Raw genomic sequence first — 24,632 nt, 5'->3', positions numbered from 1 at the left:
AGCCTTCGTCCGGTCACCGGTTCTCCCCACGTACCTGAAGCCGAGTCTCGGTGTCGACATTTCGCATAGAGTCAAGTGTTGGCCACCCCGGTCCGGATGTCCCGAACTGGCGTAGCAGTTGCACTCGCTCACGCCCTCCACCACGATAGGTAAGCCCTCCCATAGGGCGGCTGTGGTCGACGAGGCCGGCCCACTCATCCTGTAACTGTTGTAGATGTCGTACTATGGCGTCTCGCTCGTCGGGATCTGCCACTGCGGCTCGGCTAGCGAAGGCATTGACCAGGGCGTGCCAGCCGTCGTCGTCCAAGTCGAAGTCGGCGGCGCTGTTGTCGTGTCGCCAGGTGTGTGCATGACGGGCGAGGATGACAAGACCAGCATGCAGAGCTCTCGTCCGAGCCGGCACCGAAAAGGGCGTGACCGAGGTCGGCTCGACTGCTCGATAGAGGGATGTGTGGTACGGCACGAAGGTCTCGTAATGAGATCGGTCGCGTGGCTTCGACGGTGAGTAGAGGGTAACCACCAGTCCAGGCTGGCGACGGCCTACGCGACTGGTGGCTTGAATGTACTCGGCAGTGGTCTTGGGCTGCCCGACCACGAGCATAAGCCCAAGCCGAGGAACATCGACGCCAACGGAGATCATGTTTGTGCTCGGGACGAATGACACGGCTCCTACTTGGCTTCGGTGCAGCGACAATCGCTGAAGGTAACGTGGAATTTCTACTGCTGGGACGTTGCTCGTCAACTCGATGATGTCGGAGTCATCAAGAGCTCGTCGGTCATCCTCAGCGGGAGCAATGACGCCAAGGCGGGCGGGTATGTCGTCATGGGCGAGTGTGACGGTCTTGCCGAGTTCCCGCAGACTATTGTGGTAGGCAATTAGCGTCCAGTAGGCGTCTGCTGCATCTGGGCCGAGTGGGACTTGGACCGGCGCGTTGAGCATTGCAGCAGACAGGTGCACCATCCCGGTGAGTGGAGTGTGGCCTTGAGGCATGATGCCGGCATAAAGGCGCCCCGGCCGCGTTTCGTCGGTCCTGACGAAGTAGGAGTCCGCCGCGTCGAGTCCGGATGGAGGGAAAAGTGCAATTGGCCGGCCAAAGACGCTGCGGGACTGGGCGTCGGCTCGCCTGATCGTAGCAGTTGAAGCGACGATTTTGGGCCGCACACCGTGGGTGGACATGACGACATCAAAGGCGGCTTCGTAAATCCCGACGACGGTGCCAAGCGGCCCCGAGATGAGATGGAATTCGTCCTGAACGATGAGGGAGGGGCCTGGATCGGTGCCGGCTCCGAGAAATACGCCAGCGCGGGGTTCGCGGGTGAGCCGTGCAAACTTGTCGACGGTTGCGACGAGAAGCGTAGGTGGAGTGGTGTACAGATCCTCGTCGACTGAGGAGACCGGTAGCGAGGTGTGGAACTCGCAGTCGGAGTTGGGGCAGTTGATGCGGAAGCTATTGTTGTCCGCGTGGATGCCCCACGCTTGTGGGGGCGCCTCCTGGCTGGGAAGAATGCTGGTTCCGCACCATGGGCACTGCTCCACCTGGAACCCGACAGTTGTCTCTTCGCGGTTCTTGATGTCGGCGAGCAATTTGACGGCTTCGGTGAAGCGGTTGGGGCTGTTGCCGCCACCGACCCAGATGCCGATCGTGATCGGACGAGACCCGAGCTCGTCCCTATTTTGGCGTCGGATCACTTCGCATGAGCAGATGAGAGTCGCAGCGCGTTGGAATTGCTGGGCGGTTAACAGCCTTAGGGTGTACCGCGTGATGACCGTCGTGCCCGCACCAGCATCGCCTAGGGTGAGTCGGCGATGCATCACCGTGAAGGCGACGAGTCCGAGGTAGGCCTCAGTCTTCCCACCCCCGGTAGGAAACCAGATCAGGTCGACGAGGTCTCGGTGCTCGTGTTCGGCTTCCACCACCGATCGCAGCGTGAGCAGGAGGAACGCGAGCTGGAAAGGGCGCCATCGGCGACTGGGATCGGCATAGTTGGGCTTTTGGGGCAGAGATTCATCCCAGGGCCGGACTGTAGCAGCGAATTGCGGTCCGGTATGAACCATCTGCATCAGCATTGCAGTGTTTGCCAGAGCGAATGCTCTTCGGGCTGTGGCGTCGGTCTCCAGCAGTTGCACCCCGTCACGCATCCGCTTCCTGGCCTCGTCAACCCGCGCACAGATGCGATCGGCGGCCTCCTGAAGTGATGGCTCGATCGAGTTGCGTGTTACTTGCAGATTTTCGGCCCATTTGTCGTAGTGAAAGACGAACTGGTCGAGCTGGGCGACGACCCCTTCGGTATTCGTCTCAATGTCGGCTAGTCGGACTAGGCAAAGGATTTCCTCCCAGGCGGTGTCCGTCTCGTTGCTGCGTCGGGGTAGACTGAAGGATATATCCGGTACGATGTGGTGTGGGAGCGATGTGGTCTCCACCGATATTGCGGCGGCGCCAGATGCTTTCCAAGTTGCGGCGGTGCCATGTCCGATTGCGAATACGGGAATGTCGCGGTAGAGAAGGGAAAGTTCTTCCTCCTCCGGATCAGCGAGCATCCTCAGGCTCGATGGATAAGGGGAAATTGATCCTTCAATCGGAATGCAACGCAGCCGGACCTGTAGAAGACAATCGGCGGGATCTAGCCTGCCGGCTGTGGATAAGGTGCGGTCATTGACCAGTGAGACCGTTACAAGCGCGCCGTCACCAAAGGGTCGCCAGGCGATGCTAATGTACGAAGCTTCTCCTGGTACGTCGTGCCGAGTCCGGCCCGATGCAGCCGGCGGCTCCGCAGTGATGGCTCGTTCGCCACCAACCGTTATGGATCGACGCCGCCACCGCTGTCGACCCTCGCGCTCATAGCGGGCTGCTTCGATTTCAACCTGGAGTGCCGACCAGGCTGTTGTCACGAAACTCAAGCCGATGGAACTCGGCAGTAGCTGCCCTGCAAGTGCGACAGGGTCGTCGGCGACGTCATCACCCCCGCCGGATGTCGGAGAGTCATCCATTATGTCATCGTCAGTGCCGGAGGTAAGCGGGGCCTCTCGGGGGAAGAGTATGCCACTGAGATAGCGGCGGTCAGGGCGCTCGCCGAGTACCTCGTCCTCGCCCTCCCACGGCCCGATGAGCTGCCGGCGCAGATATTCTAGGACCAGACCCCTGTCCTTCTCGCTGGACGGGAAACGCGTCATTGGTTGGCCTCCGAACTGCCGGGGTGTTCACCGGCCACGATCCATAGCCCGACTCTGGCCCTGGTCATCCCAACGTAGAGACTCGGGATGCGTTGCGTTACGGCCAAACCGGCTGGATCTACATCCCCCAGAAGGACGAACGGGCTCTCGAGTCCCTTGAACTCCTCCACTTGGGCGAACGCGATCCGACCCCGTGTCGGTCGTTGCAAGCTGTGCAGGTTGAGCACGTCGATGCGTCGACGCCAGCGCTCCGGCAACTCTGAGAACAGGGAGGTCTCCAGCGGCAACGGAGAGAGGAGGGTGATGTCCCTTGGAGGGATTCCGCTCTCGTCGAGACGGTCGAGCTCGGCAGCTGCTGCGGTGGACTGTGCCGTGCGAGTCGGCTCGACGATTATTCTGACCTCGGGCCCGTCCCCGGCCGAGGACACTCCGACGTCTGCGCCAGTGGTTCGGCGCGTAGACGCCACGATCTGGCGGGTGTTGCGACAGTTGTCCCGTAGCGCCAGTTCAACGGGGCGCCACTCTCGTATGTATTGCAAGGCCTCGTCGTCACATGAGCCGACTAGCCCTCGCTGGTTGTTGCTGTCGAGAAACATGTACCAGGAGCCGTTGCTAAGGCCATCTCTCAATAGCTCGTCCAGCTTTGAAAGGTCAGTGAAGTTTATGATGTCTTGCGCTTCGTCTACGACTATGACATCAAATTTCTCAAAGCCCGACCCGGACAGGTTCGCGAAGGCGGTGACATGCACATCTTGCATCCCTTGCTGATGGCGAACGAAGCCGGATACCACCTGACTGTGGCAGGTGAATAGTGTCTTTTGTCCGGCAGCTGCCGAACGCCGGCACAACTCGGCGGCCAGCATGGTCTTGCCGGTCCCAGCGCCCCCTTCGATCAAGATGCGGGGGTTGCGGCCGTAGGCATCCAAGGTGCGGTACTGGTAGTCCGTGAGCGCTACCAGGTCCGCCTCGGCCTCGGTTGCGATCTGACGTAGGGTTGGCACCGTGTCGAATGTAGGGCGGAGTGCTTGGACGATGCTGTCGACGTCCAGACTGTCCAAGGTGGCTCGCCGATCACCCGGCTTGGACCGCCAGTAGGAGGCCAGTCGGCCGAGGCTTCGCCGTAGTCCGTCTGGTCTGTCCAGCTGCCTTCGGTCAATTAGGGTTTCTTCGCTCCACTCGACGGAGGATTGTGACAGGTTGCAGTCCGGTACAACGACGGCGTAGCCGACCGGAACGTGTCGCATCGCCTCATGCCCAACGAGGGCCTCAAGTCGTCGCTGCAAGACGAACATCGCTTCTCTGGCCTGCGTGAACGGGCTTTCCCTGCGGCGTCGTTCGGTCCCGAACCGGTCGCGGTGGGTCCAGACGCCGTCCGAGCAGCTGATGTGCCCGCCCTTAACCTCGAGTATGTAGATGCCTCGTGGACCGATGACCACGAAGTCGACCTCACTGACCCGCTTCCAGGAATGTTCGGGCAGGTTGAGGCTGTGCAACGCCACAATCCAGTCGGACTCGAGTAGCTTCAGCCTCCGGTAGAGGGAGACCTCGGCCGCGCTCTTCGTGGAGGGGGAGATCGGTTCAGGGACCATCCGCACCATCGAATTTTGCACCACGCAGCAACGCCGTGGTCCGTCGGGGCTTGGTTGTGCCTGATGGCCACAGTAGAACCTGGGTTGTGCTGCGACGAATGACTCTGTGCTGCGATGATCGGCGCTGCTTGGTGGTTGCCGGAGGCGCCGCCGCTTAGGTGGTGATCGCAGCCTTTCCCTGCCGAGATCGTTACGATGTGTTCCGCAAAATGGTGCAGACCGTTATGTAAGCCGTTGAACTGCTCCGCACTTCACATGGTGGTGTGGTTGACTGGGTGGTACGTACGTGGGGGAGCAGGGCCCGGAGGAGGTGGCGGCGCGGTGGTGCAGGTGCCGGCGGTGCTCGGTGAGCCGATCCGGTTCGTGCTGAACTGGGGTCGCCGCTACTCGCTGTGGGTGTTCAACTTCGGCCTGGCCTGCTGCGCGATCGAGTTCATTGCCACCAGCATGGGCCGGCACGACTTCATCCGGCTCGGCGTCATCCCGTTCGCCCACGGGCCGCGCCAGGCCGACCTGATGGTCGTCTCCGGCACTGTCACCGACAAGATGGCGCCGGCGATCAAGCGGCTCTACGACCAGATGCCCGAGCCCAAGTACGTCATCTCCTTCGGCGCCTGCTCCAACTGCGGCGGCCCGTACTGGGACTCGTACTCGGTGACCAAGGGCGTCGACCAGCTGATCCCCGTCGACGTGTACGTGCCCGGCTGCCCGCCCCGGCCCGAAGCCCTGCTGCACGGCATCCTGCGCCTGCAGGACAAGATCGCCGCCGAGCGGTCCGGCATCGGCGGCGTGCACCGGCCCGACCCGCTCGCCTCGCCGGTCGACCGGCTCACCGCACCGGTCGTCAAGCCACCGAGCTGAGCCGGCCCGCCAGCCAGAACCCGACTGACCGGCGGGCTGACCCGGCGTACCGCCGGGATCTGACCTGGCGCTCAGCGGCGCGGTTGCTGAAACGCGGTAGCCTGCGCGAACGTGAGTGATTCTCAGCGCGCGACGCAGATCGTCGACATCCTGACCGCCGAGTTCGGCGAGCTGATGGCGGTGGACCCGGCCGCCTTCCGCCGCAAGTTCCGCAAGATGGCCGCCAGCCCGTTCGCGTTCTACCGGGGCACCGCCTGCCTGTTCTACGCCGACCAGACCGAGCCCGACGGGCCGTTCAACGACGACGGCTTCTGCGACAAGCAGACCAGCCGGGTCTGGATCCACGGCGACCTGCACGCCGAGAACTTCGGCACCTACATGAACGGCTCCGGCGAGCTGGTCTTCAACGTCAACGACTTCGACGAGGCGTACGTCGGCCCGTTCATCTGGGACCTGCGCCGCTTCGCCGCCAGCGTCGCCCTGATCGGCTACGCCAAGGCGCTCTCCGACGACATCATCGGCACCCTGGTACGCACCTTCGCCACCGCCTACCTGGCCGAGCTGCGGGCAATCGTCGCCGGCGGCGAGGAGGCGATCGGCTCGATCACCCTCGCCAACGCCGACGGGGTGCTGCGCCACGTGCTGCAGGAGGCCCGGCTCAACACCCGCGTCGGGCTGCTGGAAACCCTCACCACCATCAACGACTACGAGCGGCGGTTCATCATCCGCGACGGGGTGTACGAGGTCGACGACGACACCCGGGCCGCGGTCACCGCCGCGTTCGCCGACTACCTGGCCACGTTGCCGCACCGGGCCGGCGGCGGTCGCGCCGTCGCCGCCCAGATCAAGGACATCGTGCTGCGCAAGGGCGTCGGCATCGGCTCGGCCGGGCTGCCGTCGTACAGCATCCTGCTCGAAGGCCACACCCAGGCGTTGGAGAACGACGTCGTCGTCTACATGAAGCAGGCCCAGGTGCCGGCCGTCGCCCGGCACGTCCACGACGAAGGTGTCCGGTCGTACTTTCGGCACCAGGGCCACCGGACCGCCGAGTCGCAGCGGGCGCTGCAGGCCCACGCCGACCCGTGGCTCGGCTACACCGAGCTGGCCGGCGTCGGCCAGCTGGTCGCCGAGGTGTCGCCGTACGCCGCCGACCTGGACTGGTCCGACGTCAACGAACAGGACGAGCTGACCGGCGTCGTCACCGACCTGGCCCACTCGGTGGCCCGGATGCACTCGGTCGCCGACGACGAATCCAGCCACGACCTGGTCGACTACTCGACCGAGGAGGCGATCGTCGCGGCGATCGACACCGACGAGGCCGGCTTCGTCGCGGGCCTGGTCGACTTCGCCCACCGGTACGGTGCCCGCGCCCGCACCGACCACCGGATCTTCGTCGACCTGTTCCGCAACGGCCAGCTGCCCTGGGTCTGAGCCGCCCGACCGCCGTCAGTCAGGTTGCCGGGTCACCGCGTCCCGCAGCGCCTGGACAAGGGCGGTCGTTCGAGGGTCCGGTCCCATCGTGACGCGGAGTCCGTTCGTCACGTACCCGAAGGCGATGCCGCTGGCCGGATCGGCGTAGCCGAGCGAGCCGCCGTGGCCGGGGAAGCCGAAGGCGGTGGGCGACCACCATGGCTGCTCCGGCAGCGGCAGGCCGAAGCCGAGCGCCGGTCGGGTCGGGACCATGAGCACCTGGTCGATCCCGTTTGTTTGTTCGCGGGTGGCGGCGGCGAGGGTGGTCGCGTCGAGAATCCGGATGCCGTCGACTTCGCCGATCAGGCCGGCGTAGAAGCGGGCCAGTGACGAGGCGGTGCAGATGCCGTTGACCGCTGGGATCTCCGCCGCCCAGGTGCGCGGATCGGTGAGGTCGATCGGCGGGTCGGTCACCGCCATCGACCGGACCACCAGAGACGTCGGATCGGTGTACGCGGCGAGCACCTGCCGCATCTGCTCTGGCACCGCCCCGGCCGCAGGTGGGGTGGCCGGCTGCTCCACGGTCCGCGCGACCCGGTGTGCCTCGGTGTCGGGCAGGCCGATCCAGAAGTCCAGGCCGAGCGGTTTGGCGATCTCGTCGGCGAAGTATGTGCCGAGGCTTCGGCCGCTGACGCGCCGTACCACCTCGCCGACCAGCCATCCGTAGGTGAGGCCGTGGTAGCCGTGCGCCGTACCCGGCTTCCAGGCGGGTGCCTGGGCCGCGAGCGCGGCGACGACCGGCCCCCAGGCCAACGCCTGCTCCAGTGGGACCGGGCGGTCGAGCACCGGCAGCCCGGCCTGATGGGACAGCAGCCAGCGGACCGGGATGTCGCTCTTGCCGGCTGCCGCGAACTCCGGCCAGTACCCGGCGACCGGTGCGTCCAGGTCGAGCTGTCCACGCTGGGCCAGCAGGTGCGCGCAGGCGGCCGCCGCGCTCTTGGTGGCCGAGTAGACCACCTGAAGCGTGTTCTCCCGCCACGCGCTGCCGGTGGTGGGATCGGCCACCCCGCCCCACAGTCGGACCACCTCGCGGCCGTGCCGGTAGAGGCTGACGGCCGCACCGATCTCGGACCGGGTTCCGAAGTTCGCCAGGAACGCCTCCCGGACCGGCTCGTAACCCGCCGCGACAGTGCCGCTGACGAAAGACATGCGCTCTCCTTCGGATTGTCGGGCCTGGGCGACGACCGGCCGCGAGTCGCTGTCAGGGTATCCTGACAACGTCGTCAGGATACCCTGACGGACCTATGCTGGTGGCGTGGCGGAGGAGATGGTTCCCGGGCATGCGGACCTCATCGGGTTCCGGCAGCCGGACGGGACGCTGAGCACCGACGCCGAAGCTCCGGCCGGCACAGTCGGCTACCGGGCCCGCTGCAGTTGCGGCTGGCTCGGCACCAGCGACTACCCGGCTGCCGAAGAGGGCCGCTGGATGGCCACCTCCGAGTGGGCCGGACACATCAGGCCGATCCTGGCCGCCACGCCCCCCGGATGGCTGCTGAGCCGCTCCGACACCCTCCGCGACAACGTCGCCGAGCTGGCCACCACCTGGCCGTTGCAGGCACTCGGCGTCCTCGCCGATGTGGAACGCTGGCAACGGCAGTTGACCGAACGCGCCGTGGTGGCCGCCCGGGAGGCCGGGCTCTCCTGGGCCGAGATCGGCAACGCCCTCGGCATCAGCCGACAGTCGGCACACGAACGGTTCCGCGGCATCGTTCCGCGCAAGGAAGCTGGGTAACGGTCCGCTCCACTCCCGGGCGCCGCCGTCCAGACGGTTGCTGGCGCTGCTGACCTGTCCGGGTGACGGGCCAGCCCGGTCAGCTCAGGACGGCGCGGATCAGGGCGACGACGCCGGCCCGGATCCGCTCCGGCGGCTCGTCGCGCAGCTGGTGCAGCAGGTCGCTGCGGACGGCGGCGAGCAGGGCGTGCGCCAGGAAGTCGGCGTGCTCCGGGCCGCGTACGCCGGTGATGATGTCGGTAAGGCGTCGGTGCAGGTCGCCGTACGCCGGATTGAGGTACGGGCTGCCCCGGCCTGCGCTCTCCAGCGCCAGCGCCAGTGCCCGGTTGGCGTGTTTGTAGTCGAGGATCGCGTCGAAGATCGCGATGACCCCGGCCACCGGATCCTGGCCGGCTCCCTGCCGAAAGTCTTGCAGCGTGGCCTGCAGGGCGGTGCTGCGCTGGGCGGCGAGGGCCTGCAGCAGGCCGGTGCGGTCGCCGAAGCCGCGAAACAGGGTGCCCTTGCCGACGCCGGCCGCCTGGGCGACGGCGTCCATGGTGACCTCGTCCGGGTCGTCGGCGGCGTCGAGCAGCCGGCCGGCGGCGGCCAGCACGGTTTCCCGGTTGCGGGCGGCGTCGACCCGTTCCTTACGTGCTGCTGCCGGCACAGTTGACCGTCCTCTCGCCCCCGCCTCGAATATGCGGACCGACGGTCCGTATAGTTGATGCGGACCGCTGGTCCGTATCTTAGAGGAGGCACCGTGACCGAAGCGCCCAGCCCCACCGTCAGCCCCGCCGCCCAACTGCTGCACCGCTGCGTCGACCACCTGCTCGCCAAGGACATGCCCGGCTTCCTCGCGCACTGGCACGACGACGCGGTCGCCGAGTTCCCGTTCGCCCCACCCGGCTACCCGCGCCGCCTCGACGGCATCGCCGCCGTCACCGGCTACCTGATCGACTACCCGAAGCTGATCGACATCGCCGAGTTCCCCGACGTGACCGTGCACCAGAGCGTCGACCCCGACGTGGTGATCGCCGAGCTCACCGCCACCGGCACCGTCGTGCCGACCGGGCAGCCGTACCGGATGTCGTACGTCGTCGTGGTGACCGTGCGGGACGGCCGGATCGCCCACTACCGCGACTACTGGAACCCGCTGGCCGCTCCCGACCTGACCGGCGCCGCTGTGATCCCGGTGGGCACCGATGTCTGACCAGCGGACCGTCCTGGTCACCGGGGCGACCGGCAACATCGGCCGGCACATCGTCGCCACCCTCGCCGCAGCCGGCCACCCGCTGCGGGCCGCCAGCCGGCACCGCCCCACCGACCCGGCCGCCGCCACCAGCCACGTCCCCTTCGACTGGCACGACCCGGCCACCCACCAGCCTGCCGTCGACGGCGTCCACGCCGTCCACCTGATGCCGCCGCCGGCCAGCGCCGACCCGGTCGGCCAGGTCGGCGCCTTCCTCGACCTGGCCCAGGACGCCGGCGTACGCCGGATCGTGCTGCTCAGCTCATCGGCGATCCGCACCGGCGACCCCGGCCCCGGCCAACTGCACGCCACAATCGTCGACCGGTTCCCGGAGTGGACGGTGCTGCGCCCGTCCTGGTTCATGCAGAACTTCGTCGCCGAGCACCATCACCACGGTGCCGGCATCCGCCGCGACGGCGAGATCGTCACCGCCACCGGCGACGGCCGGGTCGGCTTCATCGACGCCGCCGACATCGCCGCCGTCGCCGTCCGGGCCCTGACCGACCCGGTGCCGCACAACGCCGAACATCTGCTCACCGGCCCGCAGACCCACAGCTACGCCGACGTCGCCGCGATGATCAGCGAAGCCGGCGGCCGACCGGTCCGGCACCGTACGGTCGACGTCGACACGATGCGCCACCGGCTCACCAGTTTCGGCATCCCGGACGGCTTCGCCGCCCTGCTGGTCGGCATGGACGGTGCCATCGCCGGCGGAGCCGAGAACCGGACCACCAGTACGGTCCACGATGTCACCGGCCGGGCACCGACCAGCCTGCGCGACTTCTGCGCCGCCCACGCCGACCACTGGCGACGGACGGTGGCGTGACCGGGCTACCGTCGAGTGGTGGCCCGACCCGGTTGGCGGTTCGAATCGACAGAGTTGCTGAGCGCCCCACTGGTGGCCGGTGGACTCGTCCACGTCGCCGGCGAGGACGGACACGTCCACACCCTCGACGCCGGCAGCGGCCGGCCACGGTGGCGGGCCCGGCGGGGCGAGCCGAAGCCGAACCCGTACTTTCCGCCGCTGCCGCCGGTGCTCGCCGGTGACACCTTGGCCGTCACCGCCTCCCTCGGCGGGTCCGGCTGGGCGGACGCGGTGCTCGGGCTGGCCGCCGCCGAGGGCACCCAGCGGTGGACGTACCCGCTCGTCGGCACCAGCGTCACCGGGCTCGCCGCCGACGACACGGACATCGTCGTCACCGGCCGCGACGGTCTGACCTGCCTCGACCCGGCCGACGGGCGGGTGCGCTGGACGGTGCCGCCGCCGACGGCGACCGGGCCGTGGCAGGCCAGCTTCGACCAACCGGCGGTCGACGACGACCACGTGTACGCGATCGCCCGGTTCAGCCGACCGGACACGGCGCTCGACGGCGGGTACCTGATCATGGCCTTCGACCGGTCCACCGGCGCCGAGGTCTGGGGCGTGCAGGTCGACGGCGGCTGGGGTGCCACGCTGACCGTCGGTGGTGACCTGGTCTGCGTCGGCGACGGCAAGGGGCGGTTCATCGTGCTCCGCAGCGACACCGGAGACACGGCCTGGTCGACGCAGATCCGGCCGAAGATGGGGCTGCCGATCCGGTCCGGGCTGCTCCCGTTCGCCGGGCCGACCGGGGCGGCGGCGTTCGCCGGTGAACAGGTCGACCGGCCGGTGCTCGCCGAGCAGGAGATCCACGTGCCCAGCCGCAACGGCGACGTCCACCTGATGGACCGGGACACCGGTGCGGTGCGGCGCGTCTGGCGGATCGGCGTACCGGCGCTCAGCATCGCCGTCTCCGACGACCTGCTGCACGTCGGCGGCATCCATGGGCTGCTGGTCGCGTTCCACCTGGACCGCCGCGAGGTGAGCTGGTGGCGGAGGCTGCCGATCGGCCGGATCGACGCGTTGACCGTCGCCGACGACCTGCTCCACGTCGGCGGCGAACGGCACGTTGCTGCGGTCGACCCGGCCACCGGGGCCGGTGCCTGGCGTCGCCTCTCGGCCCGGGTCCAGCGGTCGTCGTACCCGCCGGGATCGGCCGACCGGGAGCTGACCAACGCCGACCTGCCCTGGGCCTGACAGCCCGTCCTCGGCCCGGAGCGACGGCCCGCCGGCCCGACGAGTGGACCGGTCAGAACTCGATGACCGTCTTGATGCCTTCCTCCTCGGCGTACGCCTGCTGGTAGTCGTCCAGCCCGTACCGGTGGGTGATCAGGCCCATCAGCCAGTCGTGGTCGGCGCGGGCCAGCGCGTCGGCTGCCTGCCGCCAGTGCCGCCGGTTGGCGTTGACCGTGCCGAACAGGACGTTGTTCTTCAACACCAGGCAGCGGTTCAGCTCGTTGAGGTCCAGCTCGATGTGGTGGGCCTTGGCGTTGATCCCGGTCAGGCAGCCGATGCCGTTCGGTGCCAGTTTGCTGAACACCTCACGTACCACCGGCGGCGCGCCGGTGCACTCGATGATGACGTCCGGGTCGAAGTCCAGCTCCTCCACCGGCACCGCGTGGTACGTCGCACCCAGCCGGCGGGCCAGCTCCGGCTTCGGCCCCGACGTGCCCCGGGCCAGCACGTGTGTCTCCAGACCGCGCTGCACACTCAGCAGCGCCGCCAGCAGCCCGATCGGGCCGGCCCCGGTGACCAGCACCCGCTGCGGCGCCCAGAAACCACGCGCGCCGATCCTGTCGACGTGGTCCCAGGCCTTCGCGACCACGCTGGTCGGCTCCAGCAGCACCCCGGCCAGCCCCAGCTCCGGCCGCAGCGGTACGGCGTACTCGGCCGGCACCCGCCACCGCTGCCGGGCGAACCCGTCGATCGCCTTGATCCCGCACTCGGTGTACCGCCCGTTGGTGCACATGTCCCACTCACCGGCCGCGCAGTACCGGCACGGCACCGGGTCGGGCCGCCGGACGATCCCGGCGACCAGGTCACCCGGCCGGGTCGTCCCGCTCGGGTCCTCGACCACCCGGCCCAGCGACTCGTGGCCGAGGACCAGCGTGTCCCGGCCCGGCGGCGGTTCGCCGTAGTCACCGCCGAGGATCTCCCCGTCGGTGCCGCAGATGCCGACCGCGACCGCCTCGACCAGCACCTCACCCTCGTCGGGTGACGGCTCCGGCGCGTCGTCGACGAGCCGCAACGAATCGGCCTTGCCCGGGGTGACAGTCAGCGCACGCATGCCGTGGATGTTTCCCCGCAGGTCAGTACCTACACGGGAAATGTCGGACCCGCTCGCGCCCCACCCGCGCCCTTAGGATCAGACCCATGACCCCCGAGGAGATCGGCGCGCACCTGGCCAGCCTGCTCGGCCAGCCGGCGGCTGCGTCGGCGGCTGAGGCGGAGGCAGCGCAGGTCACCGCCACGGTCTCCGGCGGCGGCGACCGGTACGCCCGGGCCACCGTCGACGTACCGGCCGACAGCTGGCCGGCCGCGCTCGCCGCCGCCCGCGACGACGCCGACCTGGCCTGCGACTTCTTCGACTGGCTCTCCGCCGTCGACGAGCTCGACGGCGGCTTCGCGATCGTCGCCCACCTGTGGTCCACCCGGCACCGGCACGGACTGCTGCTGCGCACCCGGGTGCCGCGCGAACGCCCCGAGCTATTGTCCGTGGTCGACGTGTTCCCCGGCGCCGACTGGCACGAGCGGGAAACCCACGAGATGTTCGGCGTCCACTTCGTCGGCCACCCCGCCCTCACCCCGCTGCTGCTGCCCCCCGAGTTCGAAGGCCACCCGCTGCGCAAGGAGTTCGTCCTCGCCGCCCGGGTCGCCAAGCCGTGGCCGGGCGCGAAGGAGCCGGGCGAACCGGCCGGCGGCGGCGGGGGAGCCCGGCGGGCCCCGATGCGGCCACCGGGCGTACCACTGCCGACCGAATGGGGTCCGCAGGCCGCCAGGTCCGCGCCCGACGCCGACCCCGACGGCGGTACGCGGTCCGCGCGCGACGCCGGCCGACCCGACGGGGGTACGCCCTGATGCCGCTCTGGCTGGAGTTGACGATCCGGGTCGGTGCCGTCGTCGTTGCGTTCCTCACCCTGCCGCTGCTCGTCGGGCAGCTGGAACACAAGGCGATGGCGCACATGCAGGGCCGGCTCGGCCCGATGTACGCCGGAGGCTTCCACGGCTGGGCGCAACTCATCGCCGACGGCGTCAAGTTCGTGCAGAAGGAGGACATCACCCCGCGTGCCGCCGACCGGCCGGTGTTCCGGCTCGCCCCGGCGATCGCCCTGGTGCCGTACCTGCTGGTCCTGCTCGTCATCCCCCTCGGGCCGGGCGACCTCGTCGGCCAGCCGCTCGACGTCGGCCTGTTCTTCGTGCTGGCCGTGATGGGTGTCGGCGTCGTCGCCGTGCTGATGGCCGCCTGGGCGTCGGCCAACAAGTACAGCCTGCTCGGCGGGCTGCGCGGCGCCGCCCAGCTGCTCGCCTACGAACTGCCGCTGGTGCTCGCCGCCGCCAGCGTCGCGATGGCCGCCGGCACCCTGTCGCTGTCCGGCATCGTCGAAGCGTGGCGGCCCTGGTGGCTGCTCTGGCAGGCACCGGCCCTGGTGGTGTTCTTCCTCGCCGGCATGGCCGAGATCCGTCGCCCACCGTTCGACATGCCGATCGCCGACTCCGAGCTGGTCTTCGGCTACCTGACCGAGTACACCGGGCTGCGGTTCGCGTTCTTCCTGCTCGCCGAGTACGCCGGCATCGTCGTCATCGCCGCGCTGACCACCGTGCTGTTCCTCGGCGGCTGGCAGGGGCCGTTCGGCGTCGAACAGCTCGGCTGGCTGTGGACGCTGCTGAAGGTCTTCGCCGTAGCGTTCGTGATCATCTGGCTGCGGGTGTCGTTCCCCCGGCTGCGCGAGGACCAGCTGCAACGGTTGTGCTGGCTGGTGCTGGTGCCGCTCGCCCTGGCCCAGCTGGTGCTCACGGCAGGGGTGAAGGTGACCATCGGATGACCAGCGCCACGCACACCCAGGAGCGTGCGGACGGCCGGGCCGACCGAACCGCCGGGCCCGACCGATCCGACCAGCCGGCCGAGCCGCCGCCGGCCGGCACCGCTGGGGCGCTGGGGGACCGGCTACGCCAGCCGACCCGGGACCGGCTGCGCTGGCTGGACCGGGACCGGCTGCGCTGGCCGGCCCGGATCGCCCTCGCCGTGGCCCTGGTCGTCGGCGCCGCCGGGCAGATCATGGTCTGGGCCGCCGGCAACTGGTTGTGGAACGACGAGACCGCCATCGCCATCAACCTGCGCCGCACCTTCCTCGAACTGACCCGGGGGATGGAGTTCCAGCAGGTCGCCCCGGTCGGCTGGCTCTGGCTGGAGAAGACTCTGTGGTTGGCGTTCGGCGACGGCGAACGGGTACTGCGGCTGCCGTCGCTGGCCGGCATGCTGGCCGTCCTGGCGCTGACCGCGATCATCACCCGCCGGCTGGTCGGGCGGTGGGCGGCGGTCGCCGCGACCGCGCTGATCGCCGCCGCGCCGATGATCCTGACCTACGTCGGCGAGCTCAAGCAGTACGCCGTCGAATCGGCGGTCGCCCTGGCGATACTGCTGCTCGGTGACCGGTACCTGGCGTCGGTCGGCACCCGCCGGGGCCGGTCCCGCTGGCTTGTCCCGGTCGGCTGGGCGGCGGCCACCGGGGTCGCCGTCTTCGTCAGCCTGACCGCGGTGCTGGTGCTCGCCGGTGCCGTCGCCGGGATGACCCTGCTGCTCGCCCTGCGCCGCCGCTGGACCGACGCGGCGGGCCTGCTCGCCGGCTCCGCGCCGGCGGTCGCCTTCGCCGGCTACCTGATCCACCGCCGCCGCCGGTTCCCGTTCATGCCCGGCCAGTCCGACTACTTCGCCGACGGCACCCCGCCGGCCGGCTCCGGGCCGGTGGAGATCCTCGCCTGGCTGCCCCGGATGTGGTCCAGCTTCGTCACGGTGACCCTGGACTGGCGTCAACCGCTGCTGGTCCTGCTGCTCGCCGTGGCCGGCGTCGCCGTGCTGATCTGGCGGCGCCGGTCGCTGTGGGCGGCGATGCTCGGCGGGACCCTACTGGTGGCGGTGGCCGCTGCGGCGGCCCGCGGCCTGCCGCTCGCCGACCGGGTGGCGACCTGGCTGATCGCCCCGACGGTGATCCTGGTCGTCGCCGGCCTGGACGGCGGCGTTCGGCTGGCTCTGCGCGCCAGCGCCGGGGCGCGGCGCGCCGGCCGGGTGGCGGTGGCGTCCCTGGTACTGCTGCTGGCCGCCGCCGTGCTGCCGGTGATCGCCCACCCGGCGGCCGTCTCGGCGTACCGGCAGGTGGTTGACCCACGGATGAAGGACGCCGGCCCCGCCGCGCTCGCCGACGTGGCCGCTCGGGCCCGGCCCGGCGACCTCGTGCTGTTCTACTGGTTCAGCTACCGGATGGTGGTCTGGTACGGGCCGCAGCACGACCTGGCGCCGCATACCGTGCGGCTGTACCCGTCCGGTCACGACAAATGCGACCCGCAGGCGTTCGGCGAGTGGCTCGGTGACGCCGACCGGGTCTGGTACGTGCACGGCCGCAGCCTCAGCAGCGCGCCGGACGACTACGTGACCCGGGTCGCCGCCGAGTTCGCCGAGTACGGCACCATCGTGGAAGTCCGCGACTTCCCCGCCGACCGCTGGTCGACGTCCACGGCGGCCTGGGTGCTGGTCGACCTGACCGCCGGCCCTGACCCGCAGCCGCCGGTCGTCGCACCGGATCCGGAACACGCCTGCCTCGCCCGCTGGTGACAGTCGTGGCGAGTGGCGACGGAGACCGCAGACAGCGGAGATCGAAGGCAACGGAGATCAGATGCTCGCGTGCCCGGCACGGATTCGGCAGGATGAGGCGCATGGACCGACGCGGCGGACGATTGGCATGAGCGGCGAGGAGCACGACACCGGACACAGCGCGACCGGACACAGCGGTGTCGGGCACGGCGAGAGCGGGCACCGCAGCGGGCACGGCGAAGGGCTGCTGAAAGGCCTGGCGACGACCTTCAAGACGATGGTCTCCCCGGCCCACACCCAGCAGTACCCGGACGTCGCCCCCGACCTGCCGCCCCGCTCCCGTGGGGTCATCGCGCTGCTGGCCGAGAACTGCACGGTCTGCATGCTCTGCGCCCGCGAATGCCCCGACTGGTGCATCTACATCGACTCGCACAAGGAGGAGGTGCAGGTGCCGGGGGCGGCCCGGGCCCGGCAGCGCAACGTCCTCGACCGGTTCGACATCGACTTCTCACTCTGCATGTACTGCGGCATCTGCGTCGAGGTCTGCCCGTTCGACGCGCTCTACTGGTCGCCCGAGTTCGAGTACGCCGAGTACGACATCCGGAACCTGCTGCACGACAAGGAACACCTCGGCGAGTGGATGGCGAGCGTACCGCCGCCACCGGCGCACGACCCGAACGGCGAACCGGCCAAGGAGGAGACCGCCGCCGCCCGCAAGGCCGCCGCGCCCGGCCGACCCGCACGCGGGGCGACCGCGTGACCGGTACGGACGTGCTGCTGCTCGCCCTCGGCGCGGTCGCCGTCGGCGCTGCCGCCCTGGTGGTGACCACCCGGCACCTCGTCCGCGCCGGCCTCTACCTGGTCGGCTGCCTCGGTGCCGTCGCCGGCCTGTACCTGGTGCTCACCGCCGAACTGGTCGCCTGGGTGCAGGTGCTGATCTACGTCGGCGCGGTCGTGGTGCTGCTGCTGTTCGCGGTGATGCTCACCCGCGCCCCGATCGGTGCCGCCACCGACCTGGACCGGCCCGGCTGGCCGGCCGCGCTGATCGGCGGCGGAGCCGGGCTGGGGCTGGCCGCACTGTTCGTCGACGCGTACCGCTGGTCGCGCGTCGACCTGCCCGACGCCGGCACCGCCGACCGGCTCGGCACGGCCGTCTTCGGCAGCTGGGTGCTGCCGTTCGAGGTGCTGTCGGTGCTGCTGCTGTCCGCGCTGATCGGCGCGATCGTGCTGTCCCGCCCCGACGTCGGCGCCCCGCCTGAGCAGGCCGGGGAGCCTGAGCAGGGCGGGCGGGGCTGATGCGTCCGGTCATCCCGTACCTCATCGCCGCCGCGCTGTTCGGGCTCGGCCTGTACGGCGTACTGCGCCGCCGCAACGCCGTCCTGCTGCTGATGTCGGTCGAGCTGATGCTCAACGCCGTCAACCTGGTCCTGGTCACCGCCGACACCACGGTGCGCGCCGCACTGCCGTACACCGGGCAGACGTTCGCCCTGTTCATTATCGTGATCGCCGCCGCCGAGGTAGGTGTCGGGCTGGCCATCGTGCTGCACCTGTACCGGCTGCGGGCCAGCGTGGTCGTCGACGACGTGCCGCTCGGCGATGACGCGGCCGGGCCGCTCGACGTAGACCCGCAGGTCGACACCGCTGCCGTGCAGGTCGACCCCGCCGAACGGCAGGAGGTGACCCGGTGACCGGGTCGACCCTGGGCCACCTGCTGCCCGCCGTACCGTTCGCGGCCGCCCTGGCCGGCCTGCTGGTCAGTCTGCGACCCGACCCGCTGTCCGCCACCCGCCGCCGGTTCGCCGCCGGGCTCGGCATCGGCGGTGCCGCCGCCGCGCTGGCCACCGCCGTCGCGCTGCTGGCCAGCGGGGCACCCACCGTCGAGCAGTCCCGGCCGTGGGTCGACGTCGGCGGGCTGGCGGTCACCTTCGGCGTACGGCTGGACGGCCCGGCCGCCCTGGTCGCCGTCGCGGTCGGCGCGGTCGCGCTCGCCGTACAGCTGTATTCCGTCGCCTACCTGGCCGGCGACGACCGCTATCCGGCGTACGCCGCCCAGGTCAGCCTGTTCACCGCCGCGATGCTGCTGGTCGTCGTCGCCGGTGACCTGATCATGCTGCTGGTCGGCTGGGAGGTGATGGGCGCCTGCTCGTACCTGCTGATCGCGCACGACCGGCGGCTGCCCGAGGCACCGACGGCGGCGGCGAAGGCGTTCCTGGTCACCCGGGTCGGCGACGTCGGCTTCCTGCTCGGCATCGCGGTGCTCGGCATCGGTGCCGGCAGCTTCCGGATCGCCGAGGTGCTCGCCCACGACTACCCGCCGGCCACGGTCACCACGGCGGCGCTGCTGCTGCTCGCCGGAGTGGCCGGCAAGAGCGCCCAGTTCCCGCTGCACACCTGGCTACCGGACGCGATGGCCGGCCCGACGCCGATCTCCGCGCTGATCCACGCCGCCACCATGGTCGCCGCCGGGGTGTACGTGGTGATCCGGCTCTACCCGATCTTCGTCGCCGCCCCGGCCGCGCTGATACTGCTCGGCGTACTCGGCGTCGTCACCCTGCTGCTCGGCGCGTTCGCGGCCACCGCCGCCGACGACATCAAGCGGGTGCTGGCCTGGTCGACCGTGTCCCAGCTGGGCTACATGACCGGCGCGTTGGCCGTCGGCTCCCCACCGGCCGCGCTGTTCCACCTGCTCACCCACGCCGCGTTCAAGGCGCTGCTGTTCCTCGCCGCCGGCTGCGTGATCCACGCCGTCGGCAGCAACCTGATGTCGGCCATGGGCGGGCTGCGCCGGCCGATGCCGGTCACCTTCGCCGCCACCGCCGTCGGGCTCGGCGCGCTCGCCGGGCTGCCGCCGCTGGCCGGCTTCTGGAGCAAGGAGAGCGTGCTGTACGCGGCCGCCGAAGCCGCCCGGCACCCCGGCGACGGGCCGGTGCCGGCGTGGCTGGGCTGGCTGGTCTGGACCGCCGGTCTCGTCGGGGTGGCGGTCACCGCCTGGTACGCCACCCGACTGCTGCTGCGCACCTTCCTCGGTCCGTCCCGGGTGCCCGCCGGCACCCATCCGCACGACCCGCCGGCGTTGATGCGCTGGCCGGTGCTGGCCCTGGCGGTGCCGGCCGGGCTGCTCGGCTTGGCCGCGTTCAGCCCCACCTTCACCGGCTGGCTCGGTGCCCCGCCGGACGAGCTGGTCCACTTCGGTCCCGACCTGGTGCTGCCGGTGCTGCTGCTGGCCGTCGGCGTCGGCGCGGCGGTGTGGCTGCACCGACGCGACCCGGCCGCCGATCCGGCGCGCGCGCTCGGCCCGCTGCGGCCGGCGTTCGCGGCGGCGTTCTGGCTCGACGCGGTGCAGCGGGCCGTCGTGGTCCGCCCGGTGACGGCGCTCGCCGCTGCGGCCCGGGTCGGCGACGAGTCCGGCGTGGACGGCGCGGTCACCGGCACCGGCCGGGCGGTGACCGGGCTGGGCGACTGGCTGCGCCGCCGGCACGCCGCCCCGCTGCCCCGGGCGGTCACCATGGTCCTCGCCGGCGTACTGCTGATCGGGTTGGCGACCGCCGCCGTCGCCCTGGGGAGCGCGGGATGACCGGGGGCAGCCGATGATGACGTACGCCGACGACACGTGGACCGTCGGGCAGTTCGCCCTGCTAGCTGTGCTGGTCGTGCCGGCTCTCGGCGCGCTGCTGCTCGCCCTGCCGGTCGGCGGCGACCGGGCCGGCCGGATCACCGGCACCGTCTTCGCGGCGATCACGTTCCTGGCCAGCTTGCCGTTGCTGGGTGATCCGACCAGGGTCGGCTGGTTCGCCTACGGTTCGCCGCTGGACGGCCCGCCCGGCGTGCTGCCCTGGCATCAGCTCGACCTGCCCTGGGTGCCGGCCCTGGACCTGCGGTTCCACCTCGGCGTCGACGGGATCTCGTACCCGCTGGTGCTGCTCACCACCGGGCTGACCCTGCTCTGCTGCGGGTACACCGTCTGGCGCGCCCCGCAGGGTCGCAACGGGCGGGCGTTGGTCGCGTTGCTGCTGGTCGTCGAGGTCGGCATCGTCGGCACCTTCCTCGCCCTCGACCTGGTGCTGTTCTTCGTCTTCTTCGAGGTCGTGCTGCTGCCGATGTACGCGATCATCGCCGGCTGGGGCGGCACCACAGGGCAGGCCGATGGCGCGCACCGGCGGGCGGCGACCAAGTTCGCCGTGTACACCCTGGCCGGGTCGGTGCTGCTGCTGGTCGGCGTGGTGACCGTGACGACCGCCGCCGGCACCGCCGACCTGTCCGTACTCACCGGCGGCGACGGACTCGGCCGGGGCACCCAGCTCTTCGCGTTCACGCTGCTGGCGCTGGCCTTCGCGGTCAAGGCACCGCTGTGGCCGCTGCACAGCTGGCTGCCCGACGCGCACAGCCAGGCACCCACCGTCGGCAGCGTGATCCTCGCCGGGGTGCTGCTCAAAATGGGCACGTACGGGCTGATCCGGGTCGCCGTCGGCGTCGCCCCCGAGGGAGCCCGCTGGGCCGCCCCGGTGCTCGGTGCCCTCGCCGTCGCCGCGATCATCGTCGGCTCACTGGTGTGCCTGGCGCAGACCGAGCTGAAACGGCTGATCGCCTACTCCAGCGTCGGACACATGGGGTTCGTACTGCTCGGCATCGCCACGCTGAGCGCCACCGGCATCCAGGCCGCGCTGATCGGCAACATCGCCCACGGCGTCATCACCGGCCTGCTGTTCTTCCTCGCCGGAGCGGTCAAGGACCGCTACCACACCGGCGAGCTGGCGGATCTCGGCGGACTGCGGGAACGCTCCCCGGCGCTGTCCGGGCTGCTCGGCTACGCGGCGATCGCCTCCCTCGGCCTGCCCGGCCTGGCCGGCTTCTGGGGTGAGGCGTTCGCGGTCGTCGCCGCCTGGCAGCACGGCGGACCGCTGTGGACGACGCTGGCCGTGTTGGCGGCGGTCGGCGCGGCGCTGACCGCCGCGTACCTGCTGCGGATGCTGCGCCGGGTCACCCACGGCCCGGCCGGCCCGGCGGTCCGGGCCGTGACGCCCGCCCCGGCTATCAGCCGGCCCGAGGCGCTGGCCTGGGCGCCGCTGGTGCTGCTGGCGCTGGCCATCGGGCTGGTGCCGGCGCTGGTACTCGGCGTCGCCGAGTCACCGGTCACGATCCTGCTGGAGGTGATCCGGTGACCGACGGGACTGCCGCACAGACGATCGACCACCTGGCGCTGCTGCCGGCGTACCTGGCGGCGGCGACGGCGGTCGTGGTGCTGCTGGCCGACCTGTTCGTCGGCCGGCGGGCGGTCACCGGGGCTACGGCGGTCGCCGGTGCCGCCGGGGTCGGCCTCGCCGCGCTGGTGGCGCTGGCGCATCCGGCGCGGGCCACGTTCTGCGGTACGCCGTCCGGCGTACCCGCCGAGGGCGGACTGCCCGACGGCGGGCTCGTTGACGGCGGGCTGGCCTGCTCGTACGTCGCCGATGGCCGGGCCGCCCTGGTCGCGCTGCTGTTCGCGGCGCTCACCGCTGCCGTGCTCGCGCTGTCCGCGCCGCTGCTGAACTCCGGTGCGGTGCCGGCCGGCGAGTACTGCTTCCTGCTGGCCTGCTCGATGACCGGCGGGGTGGTGCTCGGCGCCGCCGGGGACCTGATCACCCTGGTCGTGGCGGTAGAGACGCTCACCCTGCCGCTGTACATCCTGGTCGGGCTGCGCCGGCAGCGGCCCGCTTCGGCCGAGTCGGCGGTGAGCTTCTTCGTGGTCAGCGTGGTGTCCACGGCGGTGGCGCTGCTCGGCGTGGCGTTGCTGTACGCCGCGTACGGCGTGGTGCACCTCGACCTGCTCGCCGGCGCCAGCGGCCTGGCCGAGCCGGCCGGTACGGTCGTCGGCGGCTCGGCCGACGGGCAGGCCCGGCTGGCCCGGGTCGGTGTGGTGCTGCTGCTGACCGGACTGGCGTTCAAGGTGGCGGCGGTGCCGCTGCACGCCTGGGCGCCGAAGACCTACGACGGTGCGCCGCTGCCGGTCGCCGCGTACCTGTCGACCGCGTCGAAGCTCGGCGGCGTGGTGGCGATCGTCGCGGTGGTGACCGAAGGGCTGACCCCGCAGCTGGCCGCGTCCGGGCCGGTGCTGGCGGTGCTGGCGGTGGCGACCATGACGGTCGGCAACCTGGTCGCGCTGCGGCAGCGTCGGATGGTGCGGTTGCTGGCCTGGTCGTCGATCGCGCAGGCCGGGTACATCCTGGTGCCGCTGGCGGCGGCCGCCGGGGTGGCCGGCCGGGGCGCCGAGGAGCAGGCGGTGGCCGTGGCGGCGGTCTTCGCGTACACCGTCTTCTTCGTGTTGTTGGAGCTGGCCGCCTTCGCGGCGGTGGTGGCGTTGCGGCCGGCGGCCGGCGACGGCGGTCCGATCGCCGCGTATGCGGGCGCGGCCCGCCGCCGGCCGTGGGTCGGTGCGGCGCTGACGCTGGCGTTGATCGGGCTGGCTGGTCTGCCGCCGGGCCTGGCCGGGTTGTTCGCCAAGGTGGCGGTGGTCCGGTCGCTGCTGGTCGGCGGGGCCGGCTGGCTGGCGTTGGTGGTCGCCGCCAACGCGGTCCTCGGCCTGGTCTACTACCTGCGGGTCAGCGCCACGCTGTACGCCCGGCAGCCAGCGACGCCGCCGTCGGCTCGGGGCGCGGTGGTGCCTGGTGCTGCGGTGGCGGTGCCCGGTGGTGCGGTGGCGTGGCCAGTGGTGGCGACGCTTGCCGTCGCGACCGTTCTGGCGGTTTTGCTCGGATTCGCGCCACAAGTGGTCTTTGACGTCGTCGCGGGCTGAGTGAGAGTTCCTGTCTGAGTGAAACATGCCCGCCAGGTCTTGATTGTCAGCTAACTCTCAGCTATTGCGGGATGCGCAATGGGTACGTGGGCGTTGCACCTGCCGTGGGGTCTCCAGACGACCCGGTGGAGAGGGAGTGAACGTGCACAGCCACCACAACGGTCTCAAGACGGCAGCCCTGCTCGGCCTGCTCACCGCCATGATCCTCGGCGTTGGCTACTGGTTCGGCGGCAGCGGCGGCCTGATGATCGCCGTACTCGTATCGCTGGCGATGAACGCCGGCACCTACTTCTGGTCGGACAAGATCGCGCTGCGCTCGATGCGGGCCCAGCCGGTCAGCGAAGCGGAGTTCCCGGCGCTGCATCAGATGGTCCGGGAGTTGGCCGCCGCGGCCGGGCAGCCGATGCCCCGGCTCTACGTCAGCCCGACCATGCAGCCCAACGCGTTCGCCACCGGGCGCAACCCGGCCAACGCGGCGGTCTGCGTCACCCAGGGGATCGTGCAGATCCTCGACTACCGGGAGCTGCGCGGGGTGATCGGGCACGAACTGTCCCATGTCTACAACCGGGACATCCTGATCTCCAGCGTCGCGGCGTCGCTCGCCGGCATCGTCACCATGCTGGCCCACCTCGCCTGGTTCCTGCCGTTCGGCGGCGGGGACGACGACGAGGGCGCCAACCCGGCGGCGCTGCTCGCCATGCTGATCCTCGGCCCGCTGGCCGCGTCGATCATCCAGCTGGCGATCAGCCGCAACCGCGAGTACCAGGCGGACGCGTCCGGCGCCGCACTGACCCGCGACCCGCTCGCGCTGGCCAGCGCGCTTCGCAAGATTCACATGGGTACGCAGCGCATGCCGCTGCCGGCCGAGGGTCAACTGGCCAGCTCGGCCCACCTGATGATCGACAACCCACTGCGCAAGGGCGGGCTCGCCGCGCTGTTCTCCACCCACCCGCCGATGGAGCAGCGGGTGGCCCGGCTGGAGCAGTTGGCGTACGCCGGTGCCGGCGGCCCGGTGCAACGCCGGTTGTGAATTCGCGTGTGGTGCCGCGCCGATCGGCGCGGCACCACACGACGCGAGCTGAGCTGTGTGAGCGGCCTCGCACCCCGTATCGGACGGAATCCGGTGGGGTGCGGGGCCGTCGCCGG

General features: G+C 70.5%; 20 protein-coding genes and 1 pseudogene. 16 read left to right on the top strand and 5 right to left on the bottom strand.

All coding sequences use genetic code 11. The annotated features are described in order from the left end of the window. Positions 1–13: 13 nt before the first annotated feature. Complete coding sequence (locus ACFHWT_RS02825; protein WP_416592987.1) at positions 14–3,172, bottom strand: helicase-related protein; 3,159 nt, start codon at positions 3,170–3,172, stop codon at positions 14–16. Continuing rightward, entirely contained in the window at positions 3,169–4,761 is a 1,593-nt protein-coding gene (locus ACFHWT_RS02820) for an NERD domain-containing protein (RefSeq protein WP_416592986.1), read from the bottom strand. The genes ACFHWT_RS02825 and ACFHWT_RS02820 overlap by 4 nt, the downstream gene beginning before the upstream one ends. A 324-nt stretch (positions 4,762–5,085) precedes the next feature. Here ACFHWT_RS02820 and ACFHWT_RS02815 point away from each other — a divergent pair, with 324 nt between their 5' ends. Both ACFHWT_RS02815 and ACFHWT_RS02810 read left to right on the top strand, forming a co-directional pair. After that, positions 5,086–5,622, top strand: coding sequence for an NADH-quinone oxidoreductase subunit B (locus ACFHWT_RS02815; protein ID WP_281555732.1), 537 nt, complete (start codon positions 5,086–5,088; stop codon positions 5,620–5,622). A gap of 174 nt (positions 5,623–5,796) precedes the next feature. Beyond that, entirely contained in the window at positions 5,797–7,053 is a 1,257-nt protein-coding gene (locus tag ACFHWT_RS02810; RefSeq protein ID WP_416593151.1) for a DUF2252 domain-containing protein, read from the top strand. A 15-nt stretch (positions 7,054–7,068) separates the two neighbouring features. Here ACFHWT_RS02810 and ACFHWT_RS02805 read toward each other — a convergent pair whose 3' ends face one another. Next, positions 7,069–8,241 (bottom strand): serine hydrolase domain-containing protein, encoded by a 1,173-nt coding sequence (locus ACFHWT_RS02805; protein ID WP_416592985.1) that lies wholly within the window; start codon positions 8,239–8,241, stop codon positions 7,069–7,071. A 106-nt stretch (positions 8,242–8,347) separates the two neighbouring features. On the opposite strand from ACFHWT_RS02805, the gene ACFHWT_RS02800 reads away from it, so the two are divergent. Next, complete coding sequence (locus ACFHWT_RS02800) at positions 8,348–8,824, top strand: hypothetical protein (RefSeq protein ID WP_416592984.1); 477 nt, start codon at positions 8,348–8,350, stop codon at positions 8,822–8,824. A gap of 79 nt (positions 8,825–8,903) precedes the next feature. On the opposite strand, the gene ACFHWT_RS02795 is transcribed toward ACFHWT_RS02800, so the two are convergent. After that, positions 8,904–9,470, bottom strand: coding sequence for a TetR/AcrR family transcriptional regulator (locus ACFHWT_RS02795; RefSeq protein WP_416592983.1), 567 nt, complete (start codon positions 9,468–9,470; stop codon positions 8,904–8,906). Positions 9,471–9,563: 93 nt separating this feature from the next. On the opposite strand from ACFHWT_RS02795, the gene ACFHWT_RS02790 reads away from it, so the two are divergent. Genes ACFHWT_RS02790 through ACFHWT_RS02780 form a run of 3 tightly spaced genes read left to right on the top strand, consistent with a single transcriptional unit; the run spans position 9,564 to position 12,108 of the window. After that, positions 9,564–10,013 carry a nuclear transport factor 2 family protein gene (locus ACFHWT_RS02790; protein ID WP_416592982.1) on the top strand — a complete coding sequence of 150 codons (450 nt, stop codon included), beginning with the start codon at positions 9,564–9,566 and terminating at the stop codon, positions 10,011–10,013. Beyond that, positions 10,006–10,878, top strand: coding sequence for an NAD(P)H-binding protein (locus ACFHWT_RS02785; protein WP_416592981.1), 873 nt, complete (start codon positions 10,006–10,008; stop codon positions 10,876–10,878). The genes ACFHWT_RS02790 and ACFHWT_RS02785 overlap by 8 nt, the downstream gene beginning before the upstream one ends. Positions 10,879–10,896: 18 nt before the next feature. After that, entirely contained in the window at positions 10,897–12,108 is a 1,212-nt protein-coding gene (locus tag ACFHWT_RS02780; protein ID WP_416592980.1) for a PQQ-binding-like beta-propeller repeat protein, read from the top strand. Between the two features lie 52 nt (positions 12,109–12,160). Here ACFHWT_RS02780 and ACFHWT_RS02775 read toward each other — a convergent pair whose 3' ends face one another. Next, positions 12,161–13,198, bottom strand: a complete 1,038-nt coding sequence (locus ACFHWT_RS02775; protein WP_416592979.1) for a glucose 1-dehydrogenase — start codon at positions 13,196–13,198, stop codon at positions 12,161–12,163. Between the two features lie 86 nt (positions 13,199–13,284). Between ACFHWT_RS02775 and ACFHWT_RS02770 the strand changes: the two genes are divergently transcribed. The 10 genes and pseudogenes from ACFHWT_RS02770 to htpX all read left to right on the top strand — a co-directional run bounded on the left by ACFHWT_RS02770 (position 13,285) and on the right by htpX (position 24,516). After that, a complete protein-coding gene (locus tag ACFHWT_RS02770; protein ID WP_416592978.1) occupies positions 13,285–13,989 on the top strand; it encodes an NADH-quinone oxidoreductase subunit C in 705 nt (234 codons plus the stop codon). Beyond that, positions 13,989–14,954, top strand: coding sequence for an NADH-quinone oxidoreductase subunit NuoH (gene nuoH / locus ACFHWT_RS02765; RefSeq protein WP_416592977.1), 966 nt, complete (start codon positions 13,989–13,991; stop codon positions 14,952–14,954). The genes ACFHWT_RS02770 and nuoH overlap by 1 nt, the downstream gene beginning before the upstream one ends. Then, positions 14,951–16,738, top strand: a complete 1,788-nt coding sequence (locus ACFHWT_RS02760) for a hypothetical protein (protein ID WP_416592976.1) — start codon at positions 14,951–14,953, stop codon at positions 16,736–16,738. Before nuoH ends, ACFHWT_RS02760 begins: the two co-directional genes overlap by 4 nt. A 196-nt stretch (positions 16,739–16,934) precedes the next feature. Beyond that, positions 16,935–17,473, top strand: a pseudogene (locus tag ACFHWT_RS02755) (NuoI/complex I 23 kDa subunit family protein); the annotation flags it as partial. Next, positions 17,474–18,013, top strand: coding sequence for an NADH-quinone oxidoreductase subunit J (locus ACFHWT_RS02750; protein WP_416592975.1), 540 nt, complete (start codon positions 17,474–17,476; stop codon positions 18,011–18,013). It abuts the pseudogene before it with no gap. Then, positions 18,013–18,405, top strand: coding sequence for an NADH-quinone oxidoreductase subunit NuoK (gene nuoK / locus ACFHWT_RS02745; protein ID WP_416592974.1), 393 nt, complete (start codon positions 18,013–18,015; stop codon positions 18,403–18,405). The genes ACFHWT_RS02750 and nuoK overlap by 1 nt, the downstream gene beginning before the upstream one ends. Beyond that, the gene (locus ACFHWT_RS02740) at positions 18,402–20,291 is read left to right on the top strand and encodes an NADH-quinone oxidoreductase subunit L (RefSeq protein WP_416592973.1); all 1,890 of its coding nucleotides are present in this window, start codon (positions 18,402–18,404) and stop codon (positions 20,289–20,291) included. Before nuoK ends, ACFHWT_RS02740 begins: the two co-directional genes overlap by 4 nt. A 16-nt stretch (positions 20,292–20,307) precedes the next feature. Beyond that, positions 20,308–21,876, top strand: coding sequence for a complex I subunit 4 family protein (locus ACFHWT_RS02735; protein ID WP_416593150.1), 1,569 nt, complete (start codon positions 20,308–20,310; stop codon positions 21,874–21,876). Beyond that, entirely contained in the window at positions 21,873–23,486 is a 1,614-nt protein-coding gene (locus tag ACFHWT_RS02730) for an NADH-quinone oxidoreductase subunit N (RefSeq protein ID WP_416592972.1), read from the top strand. The genes ACFHWT_RS02735 and ACFHWT_RS02730 overlap by 4 nt, the downstream gene beginning before the upstream one ends. A 142-nt stretch (positions 23,487–23,628) precedes the next feature. Then, on the top strand, positions 23,629–24,516 hold the full coding sequence (gene htpX, locus ACFHWT_RS02725; RefSeq protein ID WP_416593149.1) for a zinc metalloprotease HtpX: 888 nt from the start codon (positions 23,629–23,631) through the stop codon (positions 24,514–24,516). The last annotated feature ends 116 nt before the right edge of the window (positions 24,517–24,632 follow it).

The sequence above is a fragment of the Micromonospora sp. LOL_021 genome (assembly GCF_048060215.1).
In the GTDB taxonomy this organism is placed as follows: Bacteria; Actinomycetota; Actinomycetes; order Mycobacteriales; family Micromonosporaceae; genus Micromonospora_E.
This window is presented reverse-complemented; position numbering and strand designations above follow the sequence as displayed.